This window comes from Corynebacterium sp., from assembly GCF_030152825.1.
GTDB lineage: Bacteria > Actinomycetota > Actinomycetes > Mycobacteriales > Mycobacteriaceae > Corynebacterium.
In genome coordinates, this window is sequence record NZ_JASLIP010000079.1 from 1 (window position 1) to 13,172 (window position 13,172).

The 13,172-nt window shown below is 66.7% G+C and carries 12 protein-coding genes; 6 read left to right on the forward strand and 6 right to left on the reverse strand.

Features of this window, described 5'->3' with window-relative positions; all coding sequences use genetic code 11:
* On the forward strand, window positions 1-1,837 hold a 1,837-nt coding region (locus Q1V78_RS08200), incomplete at its 5' end, for an ATP-dependent Clp protease ATP-binding subunit (RefSeq protein WP_300613470.1).
* A 192-nt stretch (window positions 1,838-2,029) separates the two neighbouring features.
* On the opposite strand, the gene Q1V78_RS08205 is transcribed toward Q1V78_RS08200, so the two are convergent.
* The 3 genes from Q1V78_RS08205 to Q1V78_RS08215 all read right to left on the reverse strand — a co-directional run bounded on the left by Q1V78_RS08205 (window position 2,030) and on the right by Q1V78_RS08215 (window position 6,052).
* Window positions 2,030-3,403, reverse strand: coding sequence for a lipase family protein (locus tag Q1V78_RS08205; RefSeq protein WP_300613472.1), 1,374 nt, complete (start codon window positions 3,401-3,403; stop codon window positions 2,030-2,032).
* An 84-nt stretch (window positions 3,404-3,487) separates the two neighbouring features.
* On the reverse strand, window positions 3,488-4,879 hold the full coding sequence (gene brnQ / locus Q1V78_RS08210; RefSeq protein ID WP_300613474.1) for a branched-chain amino acid transport system II carrier protein: 1,392 nt from the start codon (window positions 4,877-4,879) through the stop codon (window positions 3,488-3,490).
* 189 nt (window positions 4,880-5,068) lie between these two features.
* Window positions 5,069-6,052, reverse strand: a complete 984-nt coding sequence (locus Q1V78_RS08215) for an A/G-specific adenine glycosylase (protein ID WP_300613476.1) — start codon at window positions 6,050-6,052, stop codon at window positions 5,069-5,071.
* Window positions 6,053-6,354: 302 nt separating this feature from the next.
* On the opposite strand from Q1V78_RS08215, the gene Q1V78_RS08220 reads away from it, so the two are divergent.
* Together Q1V78_RS08220 and Q1V78_RS08225 are read left to right on the forward strand one after the other, a co-directional pair.
* A complete protein-coding gene (locus Q1V78_RS08220; RefSeq protein WP_284758569.1) occupies window positions 6,355-6,942 on the forward strand; it encodes a carbonic anhydrase in 588 nt (195 codons plus the stop codon).
* 120 nt (window positions 6,943-7,062) lie between these two features.
* Window positions 7,063-7,830: a hypothetical protein gene (locus Q1V78_RS08225; RefSeq protein WP_300613478.1), complete on the forward strand. Its 768-nt coding sequence runs from the start codon at window positions 7,063-7,065 to the stop codon at window positions 7,828-7,830.
* Window positions 7,831-7,935: 105 nt separating this feature from the next.
* On the opposite strand, the gene radA is transcribed toward Q1V78_RS08225, so the two are convergent.
* Window positions 7,936-9,336 carry a DNA repair protein RadA gene (gene radA / locus Q1V78_RS08230; RefSeq protein WP_300613480.1) on the reverse strand — a complete coding sequence of 467 codons (1,401 nt, stop codon included), beginning with the start codon at window positions 9,334-9,336 and terminating at the stop codon, window positions 7,936-7,938.
* Between the two features lie 131 nt (window positions 9,337-9,467).
* The gene (locus Q1V78_RS08235) at window positions 9,468-10,025 is read right to left on the reverse strand and encodes a hypothetical protein (RefSeq protein ID WP_300613483.1); all 558 of its coding nucleotides are present in this window, start codon (window positions 10,023-10,025) and stop codon (window positions 9,468-9,470) included.
* A 336-nt stretch (window positions 10,026-10,361) separates the two neighbouring features.
* Between Q1V78_RS08235 and Q1V78_RS08240 the strand changes: the two genes are divergently transcribed.
* The 3 genes from Q1V78_RS08240 to ispF all read left to right on the forward strand — a co-directional run bounded on the left by Q1V78_RS08240 (window position 10,362) and on the right by ispF (window position 12,330).
* Window positions 10,362-10,934: a CarD family transcriptional regulator gene (locus Q1V78_RS08240; protein ID WP_300613485.1), complete on the forward strand. Its 573-nt coding sequence runs from the start codon at window positions 10,362-10,364 to the stop codon at window positions 10,932-10,934.
* Between the two features lie 64 nt (window positions 10,935-10,998).
* Window positions 10,999-11,799 (forward strand): 2-C-methyl-D-erythritol 4-phosphate cytidylyltransferase, encoded by an 801-nt coding sequence (locus Q1V78_RS08245; protein WP_300613487.1) that lies wholly within the window; start codon window positions 10,999-11,001, stop codon window positions 11,797-11,799.
* 42 nt (window positions 11,800-11,841) lie between these two features.
* On the forward strand, window positions 11,842-12,330 hold the full coding sequence (gene ispF / locus Q1V78_RS08250; RefSeq protein WP_300613489.1) for a 2-C-methyl-D-erythritol 2,4-cyclodiphosphate synthase: 489 nt from the start codon (window positions 11,842-11,844) through the stop codon (window positions 12,328-12,330).
* A 3-nt stretch (window positions 12,331-12,333) separates the two neighbouring features.
* On the opposite strand, the gene Q1V78_RS08255 is transcribed toward ispF, so the two are convergent.
* Window positions 12,334-13,164: a fumarylacetoacetate hydrolase family protein gene (locus Q1V78_RS08255; protein WP_300613491.1), complete on the reverse strand. Its 831-nt coding sequence runs from the start codon at window positions 13,162-13,164 to the stop codon at window positions 12,334-12,336.
* Window positions 13,165-13,172 lie beyond the last annotated feature (8 nt).

Consider the following 13,172-nt stretch of genomic DNA (forward strand, 5'->3'; position numbering starts at 1 on the left):
TCGGACGCGGGGCGACATCGTGCTCTTCATCGACGAGATCCACACGCTCGTCGGCGCCGGAGCTGCCGAGGGAGCGATTGACGCGGCCAGCATCCTGAAGCCGATGCTGGCGCGCGGCGAGCTCCAGACCATCGGCGCGACGACGCTCGACGAGTACCGCAAGCACCTCGAGAAGGACGCGGCGCTCGAGCGACGCTTCCAGCCGATCCAGGTGGCCGAGCCGACGATCGCCCATACCATCGAGATGCTCAAAGGTCTGCGTGACCGTTACGAAGCCCACCACCGGGTGACGATCACCGACGAGGCGCTGGTGTCGGCGGCGACGTTGGCCGACCGCTACATCTCCGATCGATTCCTGCCTGACAAGGCGATCGACCTGATCGACGAGGCAGGGTCGCGACTGCGGATCCGCAGGATGACCGCCCCGCCGGACCTGCGCGAGTTCGACGAGAAGATCGCCGAGGTCCGCCGCAAGAAGGAGGGCGCGATCGACGCGCAGGACTTCGAGCTGGCCGCGTCGCTGCGTGACGAGGAGAAGAAGCTCATCGTCGCGAAGTCCGAACGCGAGAAGCAGTGGAAGGCCGGCGACATGGACGTCGTCGCCGAGGTCGACGAGGAGCTGATCGCTGAGGTGCTCGCCACCGCGACCGGAATCCCGATCGTCAAGCTCAGCGAGGCTGAGTCCACCCGTCTGCTCAAGATGGAGGACGAGCTCCACAAGCGCGTCATCGGTCAGGACGAGGCGATCCGCGCACTGTCGCGGGCGATCCGGCGCACGCGCGCGGGCCTCAAGGACCCGAAGCGTCCTGGTGGGTCGTTCATCTTCGCCGGCCCGTCCGGCGTCGGCAAGACGTGGCTGTCCAAGACGCTCGCGGAGTTCCTCTTCGGCGACGAGGACGCCCTGATCCAGCTCGACATGAGCGAGTTCTCCGAGAAGCACACGATCTCGCGGCTGTTCGGCTCGCCTCCTGGCTATGTCGGTTACGAAGAGGGCGGTCAGCTGACCGAGAAGGTCCGCCGCAAGCCGTTCTCCGTCGTCCTCTTCGACGAGATCGAGAAGGCCGATAAGGACATCTACAACACCCTGCTGCAGGTGCTGGAGGAAGGTCGCCTGACCGATGGCCAGGGCCGCATCGTGGACTTCAAGAACACGGTGCTGATCTTCACCTCCAACCTGGGCACCAGGGATATCTCCAAGGCCGTGGGCATGGGCTTCTCCAACGCCGGCGAGCAGGACGAGGCCGCGCAGTACGAGCGGATGAAGTCCAAGGTGGATGACGAGCTGAAGAAGCACTTCCGCCCGGAGTTCCTGAACCGTATCGACGACATCGTGGTCTTCCACCAGCTCACCCGCGAGCAGATCGTCCAGATGGTGGACCTGCTCATAGGCCGCGTCCGCCGCGCCCTGGAGGACAAGGACATGGGCATCGAGGTCAGCGAGAAGGCCAAGAACCTGCTCGCCAAGCGCGGCTTCGACCCGGTCCTGGGTGCCCGCCCGCTGCGTCGCACGATCCAGCGCGAGATCGAGGACGAGCTCTCCGAGAAGATCCTTTTCGGCGAGTTCGGTGCAGGCGAGATCGTCACCGTGGACGTGGAGAACTGGGACGGCGAGTCCGCCGGCAAGGACGCGAAGTTCGTCTTCGGTTCCAAGCCGAAGCCGCTGCCGGAGTTCGACGCCGCTGACTTCGAGGTCGAGGACGGAGCGGCGCACCGCAGCCCGTCCGAGGAAGCCAAGGTCTCCGTCGCCTCCGCGGCAGCCGGCGACGTGCCTGAGGAGGACGCTACCGGCGAGAACACTGGCGAAAGCACCGGCTCCGAGGGGCAGTCCGAGGACTAATCCCTTCGCAGGCCGGCACAGCCAGGAGACCGGTGAAAGCTAAAGAGCCGCGGCACACCCAGTACGGGTGGCCGCGGATCTTGTTATGCGTGGGGGCATACGTCGGCGCAGTCCGACGCGGTGCCGAAGGGCAGCGCTGAGGGGAGTGCGGGAGGGGCTGCGGGGTCGGGTTAGCGACCCCGCGAGCTCGGCCTAGCGCGGGATCTGATCTGCGGTGGACAGCTCATAGGGCTGGCCATTGATGACCTTCTCCAGCCACAGCACCGCGGGGGAGAGGTTCGCCATCATCGGGATCACGTGATCCACCAGCGGGGCCACGCTCGGCACGTCCTGCTCCCGGTAGTATACCTTCGCTCCCTTGCCCAGCCAGCTGCGGGCCAGGTCGCGGGCCTGGGAGGCCGGGATCGTGTCGTCGTTCTTACCCTGCCCGATGTACACCGGGACGGACGGGGAGAGCGTGCCGATCAGCTGCTTCTGCACCGCGCTGGCGATCGGCTCCTCCTGCATCAGCTCCGTCAGGGAGGAGCCATCCTTGGTGATCGTGCGGGTGTCCGTATAAGCATGGCGGATCAGCGACTCTGGCACACACTCGTCCTTCGTCTGCTCCAGCAGCTTCCGGCCCTTATCGTTGAGCTTCGAGTAGATCGGCTCGCGCAGCTCCGGGTCGGAGTACAGCAGGCCGTTGATGGCGTAGCCGAGGGCAGCGGCGAGCGCGCCGTTGTCGATGGCGCCAGCCACCACTCCCAGGTTCGCCGGGATGCCGCCCGCGTAGCCTGCGACGAGGTTCAGCTCCGGGGCGTAGGAATCAGCCAGCTCCAGGGCAGAAGCACTTGCCCCACCGCCCTGGGAGTAGCCCCAGGTCGCCACCGGGGTCTTGTCGCTGACCCCACGGATGCCCATGTTCTTCGCGGCGCGTCCGATATCCAGCGTCGCGTTCCCCTGGGCCACGCGGTTCATGTACGTGTGCTGCGCGCGGGTCCCCAGGCCCGGCAGGTCGGTCAGCGCGACATCCCAGCCGCGCATCAGTGCCTGCAGGGCGGGCAGCGCCTCGTACTCCAGCCCCCACGGCGCGAGCTTGCCCGGCGCACAGGCATTGGAGGAGCCCTGGGTGCCCGGGGCGATCAGCATCAGCGGGCGCGGCCCCTTACCCCGCCACGGCTTCGAGGACTCGTAGACGGTGCCGGTGACCGGGATAGTCTTGCCATTCGAGTCGGTGGACACGTAGGCCACGCGGGTTGCCTTGCTGTTCGTCAGGTCCACGAACGGCAGCCCCAGTGCGAGCTTGCTTGGGCCGGTCTTCAGCACCTGGCCGGGCTTGCCCTCCACGTACTCCGGGAGGGAGCTGTAGAAGTTATCCGGATCGTAGTTCGGCATGGAGCTGCCGAGCGCGGCTCCGGAGCCCATCTCCGACGAGCCCCGCCACGCGCCTTCGACGGAGCCATAAAGCGGGGACGCCGCCGCGCCGGACACAGAAAGTGGCAGCGCGACGGCGGTGATGGCCGCGGCGGCGGTAAGGCTCGCCGCGCGGCTGGTGCGTCGGGAATTGGGGGATCGAAGGCTGAACATGGGTGCTCCTTGGAAGGATCGTGGCTGGCAGGCAGTTAACAGCTAGATCCTATCGGCTGGAACACTATTGTGTTGGGGAAAGTACTATTCCGGTTCGGCGACAGCCAGCGCGTCAGCCTGGTGGCCCGAATCCTTCCGGCTCAGGTCCACCACCAGCGCGATAGCGCCGACGATGAGGGTGGGCAGTACCCAGCCCAGGCCCTCCGCGTACAGCGGGATCACGCTCAGGGCGCCGGTGATGCTGTCCATCGTGTCGCCCAGCAGATCGCTCAGCAGGTCGATGATGGAGAACATCAGGGCGACTGCCACGGCAGCGCGGTAGGTCAGCGGAATCGGGCGGCCACGCACTGCCAGCTGCGTGAAGGTCACCGCGATCAGTGCGATCGCCGGCGGGTAGATCAGGCCGATGATTGGGCCGGAGAAGCTCAGGATCTTCTCCAGGCCGAGGTTGGCCACCGTGAAGCCAATCAGGGTGAAGACCACGGACCACCAGCGGTAGCTGATTACGGGAACCAGCTCGTGGAAGAAGGACGCTGACGCCGCGATCAGGCCGACCGCCGTCGTCAAGCAGGCGAGCAGCACCACGCCGGAGAAGACCATGTCACCGGCCGTTCCCAGGGAGAGCTTCGACGCCTGCGAGAGCACTTCCGCGCCGTCCGAGTACTGTCCCTTATCCGGCATCTTCGTGCCCATCACGCCCAGGGCGAGGTACACGATCAGCAGGAAGAAACCAGCCAGTACCGCGGAGATCGAGGAGTACTTGACGACCGTCTTGCGCTCCTTGATGCCATGAGCGTTGAAAGAGCTCACCACGATGATCGCGAAGGCCATCGCCGCGATGGAGTCCATCGTGAAGTAGCCCTCCAGGATGCCCGCGGTTAGCGGGCTGCTGGCGTACTCGCCGGTTGCGGCGGCCGGTTCGCCATTGAGCCTCATGAAGCCCAGCACCGCGAGGATGGCGATGAGCGCCAGCAGTAGCGGCGTCAGGTACTTACCCAGGGTGTCGGCGACCTTGCCGGGGAACAGGACGATCGCGAAAGCCACCGCGAAGAAGACCGCGGTGGTCACCAGGCGCCACACCTGGCCGGAGAAGCCGAAGGTGGACTCGATGCCCAGTTCGTAGCCAATCGCCGCGGCACGCGGCATGGCGTAGAAGGAGCCGATGGACAGGTAGGCGGCGATGGAGAACACCAGCCCGAACACGGCCCCCGCGCGTGATGCCAGCTGGCGCACCCCGGCGCCAGAGATGGCCACCGCGATGATCGTGATCGTCGGCAGCAGCACGCCGGTCAGCATGAAGCCGATGATGGCGGGGGTGAAGTTCTCGCCGGACTCGATCCCCAGCATGGGTGGGAAGATCAGGTTGCCGGCGCCGAAGAACATCGAAAACAGCATCAGCCCGACGGCGAAAATCGAGGCGACGGGTTTCGCCGCGCCACGGCCAACCGCGGACTGAGTGGAGGTTCCGGAACTCATGAAACGAGGGCCTTTCTACAACGATGATCCGCGCGGTGGCGGCCTAGGACCAGGTTCAACCACACCCCCGGGTGGGGTGGCGTGAGCAAGCGCGGCCGGTTGTGGCGGTGGTGCCGCTCGAGGCTGAACCAGTGGCGGATCAGAATAAACGTATTTAAGTAGAGGTTAGGGTGCCCCAGTAAGAATCAACTAGTCGGGAAGGGTGATCCCGGCGTGGGTGCGCTCGATCAGCCGGTCAGCCACGAGGGAATCCACCGCTCGCGAAAGCTGAACCCGATCGGGCCACAGTTGCTCGATTTCATTGACTGCGACTTGGGTGGTCGCAGATTCTCTCAGGGTTTTGAGGACCAGGCCGCGAACCTGGCGGTCCGTGCCTTCGAACTTCTGGACGCGCCGGGCGGCGGCGGATTTCTCTTCTTCCGTCGGCGCGGGCTTGCCTGCCGCCACCCACGCGCAGCGCGCGGCGATGGGGCAGAGCCCGCACTGCGGGGTGCGGGCCTGGCAGATCAGGCTGCCGAGCTCCATCAGGGAGGCGGTCATGAGCAGCGCTGCGTCCCGGTGGTCCCGGACGTGGCCGGCGTTGCGGTAGCCGCGACGGTCCAGGGCGGGGTCGTGGTCCACCCACGGCATCATGTCGGCGACGTCCGCGAGGTCGTGGCTGCGCGCCGGTCCCTGCAGGAAGTTGCCGTGGGCTGCTCGGTGGCACACGCGGCGGACGTTGGTGTCCACCACGGGAACGGCCTGCTCGAAGGCGTAGGCGGCCACCGCGCGGGCGGTGTAGCTGCCCACGCCGGGCAGGCTCTCCAGTTCTGCGATGCTGCTGGGTAGTTCCCCGCCGAAGCGCTCCACGCAGGCCTGGGCGCATTCCTGCAGCCGCAGGGCGCGGCGCGGATAGCCCAGGTTTCCCCATTCGCGGATGACGTCCGCGGTGGCAGCGGTTGCGAGCGCGGCCGGGGTGGGCCAGCGCTGCAGCCAAACCTGCCACCGCGGGGCGACGCGGGCGACGGGGGTCTGCTGCGACATCACTTCGCTCACCAGGATTGCCCACGGGCTGGTGCCGATGTGGCGCCAGGGCAGGTCGCGCGCGTTGCGTGCGAACCAGTGGTTCAGTGCGCTGATGAGGGCAAGGTCGAAGGTGGTTTCCTGCTGACCCTCTGCGGTTGGGAGTGTCATGCGGCCACCTCCCCGGGGTGTCGGGGTGAACCTTGCCCTGCGATGTGTGGGCGGGGTGCCTGGTGAAAGCGCATCGGAGAGTGGATTACTGCGGTTGTTCGAAGGTGGTGGGTGGGCCCCACCTGCCGGATTGTCCTACAAAATTGTCCTGGGAAAGCTTTAAGAGCAAGATTGAAGTCATGACTGACTCCCGCAGCCCTGAAAGCCCTTCGAATACTGTACCCGGCCAGCAGGCCAACACAGAGTCGTCGGAGACCCCCACCCAGCAGCAAACCATGACTCCGGCGCAGGCCTGGGCTGCGATGCGCGATGGCAACCGCCGCTTCATGAGCGAGGACGTTGCCCACCCGAATCAGGACGTCAACCGCCGCCACGTCCTCACCGCAGGGCAGCGCCCGCACGCGGTGGTCCTGGCCTGCTCTGACTCTCGCGTGCCGGTGGAAATCGTCTTCGACCAGGGCCTGGGGGATGTCTTTGTGATCCGCACCGCCGGGGAGATCACGGACCTATCCGTGCTGGCCTCCCTGGAGTTCGCCGTGGACGGGCTGGGCGTGCCGCTGGTGTTGGTGCTGGGCCACGAGGCCTGCGGTGCGGTGGCAGCGGCGCAGACCGCGCTGAATACCGGCCAGCTTCCGAACGGCTTCCAGCGCGTGCTGGTGGAGAAGGTCACCCCATCCCTGCTGGCCGCCCGCCGCGAGGGCCGGGAGGGCTCCCAGGACTTCGAGAAGCAGCACGTCGTGGAGATCACCCGCCACATCATGGACCGTTCCCCGGAGATCCAGCAGCAGGTGGAGCAGGGACGCTGCGCGGTCGTGGGCCTGCGCTACCGTCTGGAGGACGGCCTGGCCGAGCCGCTGATCTCCTTCGGTCTGGACGAAGACCAGCTCTAGGCCGCTCGGGACTGCTGCGCCGCCCGGCGCTCCGGCCGGTTCTCGCCGCTGCCGCCCACCCGGCGTGTGGGGTGTGTCTAAGCGCCATTATTCGAGGTAAGCCAACTAAAATCTGGGGCTGTGAACGCAGGACCAGGGAACACAGGAGACAGCTTCCGGCGCCGCGACCCCGAACGGGGCCAGCGCTCACCTCGTGATGCCCAGCCACCGCTGCCGCCTGAGGTTTACCGTCGTAGGCGCATCGCCGCGATCGCCGCGGTTGTTGTAGTGATTCTCCTGCTCTGGTGGCTGCTCAGTTCCCTCGGCGGCTCCCAGGAGGACGCCAGCACGCCCGCGGCGGATACCGCGCAGAGCAGCAGTGCTGCGCCGACGTCCGGAAAAGAAAAAAAGCCGGACGCGAAGGATAAGAAGGCAGAGTCCGAGAAGAAGGCTGCGAAGAAGCGCGAGGAAGAAAAGAAGGACGCCGAGCCGAAGGACTCAGCCGCGGAGAAGACCAGCTGCGAGCTCGCAGATCTGCGCGTGACCGCGGTGCCGGGTAAGTCCACCTTCGACCCGGGCGAGGAGCCGACCTTCTACGCGAAGATCGCGAATCCCACGAAGGCGGATTGCGTGATCGACGTGGACGAGGCCAACCTGCTCTTCGAGGTCTTCGCGATGGATGACTACCACCGCGTGTGGGGTGACCTGGACTGCAACGAGCCTTCCATCACCGGGGAAGTGACGATCGAGGCCGGTAAGAGCCAGAACTACAAGATGGGTTCCTGGTCCCGGACCACCTCCGCCCCGGATCGGTGCGAGGATCGCCAGCCGGTGGGCCCGGGCAGCTACCTGCTCTACGCGCACCTGGGGGATAACGTCTCCCAGCCCGCGACCTTCAACATGAGCTAGCGGCGAGCCCCGTGCTTGGGTCGCCCGCGGCATCAGCCCCGGCGCCCCACATAACTAGCCCCGGCGGCCCGCACAACCAACCCCGCGTGGCGGCCACCCGCGCAGTTAACCCTCGCGCAGCCGCCGCACCACGCCGAGTGCCTGGCCGATGTTCTTGACCTGGTGCACCTCTAAACCCTTCGGCACGCTCGGGCTGGTGCCCGCCGGGATGATTGCATGCCTCATCCCCAGCCGTGCGGCCTCGGAGAGTCGCTGGTTGATCTCCGGGATGCGTCGCACCTCGCCGCCCAGGCCCACTTCTCCCATCGCGCAGAGGCCGAGGGGGAGTGGCTCGTCCTCGGCGGTGGAGGCCAGCGCCAGCCCCAGCGCGAGGTCCGCGGCCGGCTCGCTGATCCGCATCCCGCCCACGGTCGCGGCGTAGACCTCCCGCCGCCCCAGCTGCATCCCGCAGCGCTGGGCGAGCACTGCGAGCATCATGGACACCCGGCCCGACTCGATGCCGGTGACGAAGCGCTTCGGATTGCCCTGCTCGGTCTCCACCGCGAGCGTTTGGATCTCCCCGACGAGCGCTCGGCGGCCATCCATCTTCACGGTGACCGCAGTACCCGTCACGGATTCGGTGCGGTGGTTCAAGAACAGCCCCGAGGGATCTGTGACCTCCTTGATCCCCTCCGCGGTCTGCTCGAAGCAGCCGACCTCCTCGGTGGGGCCGAAGCGGTTCTTGATGCCGCGGAGGAAACGCAGGGAGGAGTGTTGATCGCCCTCGAAGTGCAGGACGACGTCCACGAGGTGCTCGATGGTGCGCGGCCCCGCGACGTTGCCATCCTTCGTCACGTGCCCCACCGCCAGCACCGGGGTGCCGGACTGCTTCGCCAGAGTGGTCAGGGTGGACGTCACGGCCCGGGTTTGGGTCACCCCGCCCGGCACGCCCTCCACGCCGCTGGCGTTCATGGTCTGCAGGGAGTCCACGATGATCAGCTCGGGCTTGACCGTATCCACGTGGTGCAGCGCCTGCTCCAGGTCGTGCTCGGCGGCGATGTAGAGCTTCTCGGAGAGGGCATTGGTGCGCTCCGCGCGGTGGCGTACCTGGCCGACGGACTCCTCGGCGGTGATGATCAGCACCGAGCGGTTGGCCTTGGCCCAGTTTGCGGAGACCTCCAGCAGCAGCGTGGACTTGCCCACGCCCGGTTCGCCCGCGAGCAGCACCGCAGAACCGGGGACGACGCCACCGCCCAACACCCGGTCCAGCTCCGCCGAGCCGGTGGGGATGTGGTTGGCGATCTGCGGGTCGATCTCCGTGACCGGCAGGGCATCGCTGGTGGCCCCGGCGAGGTGCCGGGAGCCGGAGCGGGGCCCGGCCGCGCTCGCGGCGGCGGGGCGGCGCTCCTCGAGCGTGCCCCACTCACCGCAGCTGGGGCAGCGACCCATCCACTTGGACAGGACGTAGCCGCACTCGGTGCATTCGTAGCTGGTTTTCGAGCTCCGCTTTGTTGCCATGCCGGTCATTCTAGGCAGAGCTGCAGACACCCCCTCCGCCGCGCACACGGATAATCGAACATCCCAGGTCAGCGCCCGCAGAAAACAAAAACCGCCGCCCCACGAAGGGGAGCGGCGGCAGGCCTAAAGCCGAGTAGCGACTACTTGTCGGTCGGCTGGCCGTCCTTGTCGCGGTCGAAGGCGCCAGCCTCCGGGGTGTAAGCGACGACCGGTGCGTTCAGGGAGAACTCAGCGCCGTCGAACTTGATCTCCACCGGCTTCTGGCCGCCGACGTAGAGGTCCTTCACGCCGGAAACGTCACCAGCGGCGTAGCTGAGGCACTTCTGATCCTTAGCCCCCTTCTGCAGGTCCTCCAGGGCATCCTTGCGGTCCACGACGAGGTTGCAGCCCGGCTTGATGGTCTCGTTCAGGTTTGCAGCCTGGCCGTCCACGGAAGCGGAGACCAGCTTGACGTCCGTGCCGTTGTCCTCCGCATTGGAAGCGGTGAACTTCAGAGACGGCTTGCCGTCGGCACCCAGAACCACGGAGACGTCCGCGACGTCCACGTTGCCCTCCTTGGCGTGCAGGCCGTTCACGGCCGGTGCCTGCTCTGCGGTCTGGGTGATCTGACCAGCGGAGCAAGCGGTCATGCCCAGGGCGGCACCTGCAGCAACGATGGCGAGGGCACCGCGGACAACGGTCGACTTCTGAGACTTCACGTTCTGATCCTCCATTGTGAGGCTAGGCCTAGGCCGGTTAAGGCCTTTCAACAGTTGTGGTCATCGTACCCGGCGCAAATTGGCCGGAAACTAATAGCTGCTTCACAGAATAGCCCCTTGGGTGGGCAGATTCCTAGTTCAGGCACTGTTTTCCCCTATTTCCACCCCGTTGTTACCCCTATTGTTTGGGGGCGTCGCCCGCCAGCGTCGGTGCGCGCTGGCCAAAGCGTTGCGGCTTTTCGGCGGGACCGGGTCTTTCTGCAGGCAGCGGGCCGATCGGGTATGCTCGAACACGGTTTTTAAAGCGCAACGAGGGCGTAAATAGGAAGGTCACGGATGGATTTCAAGGTCGGCGACACGGTCGTATACCCACACCACGGCGCAGCTCAGATCGAGGGGATCGAGCAGCGCGAGTTCAAGGGTGAGACGGTGGACTACCTCGTGCTGCGCCTCTACCAGGGCGACCTGTCCGTCCGCGTCCCGGCCGCGAACGCTGAGAAGGTGGGCGTGCGCGACGTCGTCGGTGAGGAGGGTCTGCGCAAGGTCTTCTCCGTGCTGCGCGAGACGGATGTCGAGGAGGCGGGCAACTGGTCGCGCCGCTACAAGGCGAATCAGGAGCGCCTGACCTCCGGTGACCAGAACAAGGTCGCCGAGGTGATTCGCGACCTGTGGCGCCGCGACCAGGACCGTGGCCTGTCCGCCGGTGAGAAGCGCATGCTGGCCAAGGCCCGCCAGATCCTGGTGGGCGAGCTCGCGCTGGCCGAGGGCGTCGACGATAAGAAGGCCGACGCGCTGCTAGCCGAGATGCACGAGACCATCGAGCGCCACCGCGAGCAGGCGGCTGCCGCCCGTGCGGCGGATACCGAGGGGGACGGCGCCATCGACCTCGACGACGAGCTCAACAAGTAACAGCCACGGTTGCCAGCCGCCTCCTTGCGGGGTGGTCTGCCGAGTAGAGAGCGCCGGGTGAGACGTGTTTTCCAAGACTGATACTGCAGCGCTGCCCGTGGTGGCCGTTATCGCGGCGGCGGGCAGCGGAACCCGGTTGGGGGCCGATCAGCCCAAGGCCTTCGTGGAGCTGGCGGGGCGCACCCTCGTGGAGCGAGCCCTGGACGGGCTGGCCAGCTCCGGGGTAGTGGGGCGAACCTTCGTGATGATCAGCCCGGATTTGCAGGGGCGCATGGCGGAGATCCTCGACGACCCCGCCAACCAGGCCGCATGGGCGGGAATGCGCGTGAGCACCGGCACCGGGGGCTCCGAGCGCTCCGATAGCGTTTTTGCCGGCCTACAGCTCGTGGAGGGCGAGCTCGGATCGCCCGTGGACTGCGTGGAGTGCGCGCAGGTGGATGAGGCGATTGTGCTGGTGCACGATGCCGCCCGCTGCCTCACCCCGCCCGCGATGATCGCCCAGGTCGTCGAGCAGGTTCGCGCCCACGGGGAGGCGGGCACCGCGGCAGGCGTGGTTCCCACCCTGCCGGTGACGGACACGATCAAGACCGTCGAGGACGGGATGGTCACGGGCACCCCGGCCCGCGATGGTCTGGTGGCGGTGCAGACCCCGCAGGGCTTCCTCTTCTCCGCGTTGATGGACGCTAACCGGAAGTACCAGGCCGGCCTGGAGCTCGGCCGGGGGCACGCCCGGCTGGCCACGGACGATGCCTCCATCATGGAGCTCGCCGACTATCCGGTAGCAATCACCGCCGGCGACGACCGGGCGATGAAAATCACCACCCCTCGGGACTTCGCCATCGCTGAAATGATGGTTGAGCGATGATGATCGACCGATGATGGTCGACCAAGGAAGGAAAGAGCACCCATGACCCAGCCGATTATCCCCCGCGTCGGTATCGCCTCCGACGCCCACCAGGTCGAGCCCGGCAAGCCCTGCTGGATGGCCGGGCTGTTCTTCGAGGACGCTGATGGCTGCGAGGGACACTCCGACGGCGACGTGGTCAGCCACGTCATCGTCGACGCCCTGCTGAGCGCCTCCGGACTGGGGGACCTGGGCAGCTTCGTTGGAGTGGGGCAAAAGGAGTATGACGGGGTCTCGGGGGAGCGGCTCATCATAGAGTGCCGCCAGCTGCTGGCAGAGAACGGCTTCACGATCGGCAACGTCGCCGCCCAGATGATCGGCAACAGGCCGAAGATGGGGCCGCGCCGGGAGGAAGCCGAGAGCCGCCTTACCGAGCTCGTCGGGGCGCCGGTGTCCGTTTCTGCGACGACCACCGACAAGATGGGCTTTACCGGCCGCGGGGAGGGTGTGGCTGCTCTCGCTACCGCGGTTGTGTGGCAGGCCGAGGCCTAAGAGCTAGCGCACGTCGATGGTGCTGGAGATCCGGCCCAGGCCCTCAATCTCAACCTCGACGGTGTCCCCGTGCCCCAGGTAGCGAGGCGGTGTCATCCCGTGGCCAACACCCGCCGGCGTGCCGAGAGCGATGACGTCGCCAGCCTCCAGTGTGGCGAAGTTCTCCACGTACTCCACCAGCTCCTGCGGCTTGAACACCAGGTCGGCGAGGCTGTGCTCCTGGCGCAGCTCCCCATTCACCCAGGTCCGCAGCATCGCCCCTTCCGCCACCGGGTCGAAGGGCTGGCCCTTTTCATCCGTGGCCATCGTCAGCCACGGCCCAAGCGCGCTGGACTCGTCCAGATTCTTACCCTGCAGCCACTGCTGGGTGCGGTACTGCCAATCCCGCTGGGAGAAGTCATTCATCACCGCATACCCCGCGATCTGGCCACCGTGGCCCATCACGATCGCCAGCTCGCCCTCATAATCCAGCTTCTGCGCCATCGCACGTGGCACCCGCACGTTCCCATAAGGCGTGGTCAGCGCCGTGGCGAACTTCGCGAACAGCGTGGGGTGGTCCGGCACCGGATGCCCCATCTCTACGATGTGCTCCCGGAAGTTCAACCCGGTGCACAGCACCTTCCGCGGGTTCGGGATCACCGGAGCCAACTGACGGGCCGAAAACTCAATGCTCTCCTCGGCGTCCGCGGAGGCCGAGAGGGTGACGTCCTGAAGAAAACCCCCGAGATCCCCGTCGGCCAGGACGGTCCCGGTGCCGTGCGTGCCGTCGAAGCTCTCGACGCGGATGGTGCGCAGGTGGCCGGCGGTTTCGATGGTTGCTAGGCGGTGGGCCATGATCCTCC

Coding starts and splice junctions, on each gene's coding strand:
- Q1V78_RS08205 (WP_300613472.1), bottom strand. CDS start 3,403: ATGTTCAGCCTTCGATCCCCCAATTCCCGACGCACCAGCCGCGCGGCG.
- brnQ (WP_300613474.1), bottom strand. CDS start 4,879: ATGAGTTCCGGAACCTCCACTCAGTCCGCGGTTGGCCGTGGCGCGGCG.
- Q1V78_RS08215 (WP_300613476.1), bottom strand. CDS start 6,052: ATGACACTCCCAACCGCAGAGGGTCAGCAGGAAACCACCTTCGACCTT.
- Q1V78_RS08220 (WP_284758569.1), top strand. CDS start 6,355: ATGCGCGATGGCAACCGCCGCTTCATGAGCGAGGACGTTGCCCACCCG.
- radA (WP_300613480.1), bottom strand. CDS start 9,336: ATGACCGGCATGGCAACAAAGCGGAGCTCGAAAACCAGCTACGAATGC.
- Q1V78_RS08240 (WP_300613485.1), top strand. CDS start 10,362: ATGGATTTCAAGGTCGGCGACACGGTCGTATACCCACACCACGGCGCA.
- ispF (WP_300613489.1), top strand. CDS start 11,842: ATGACCCAGCCGATTATCCCCCGCGTCGGTATCGCCTCCGACGCCCAC.
- Q1V78_RS08255 (WP_300613491.1), bottom strand. CDS start 13,164: ATGGCCCACCGCCTAGCAACCATCGAAACCGCCGGCCACCTGCGCACC.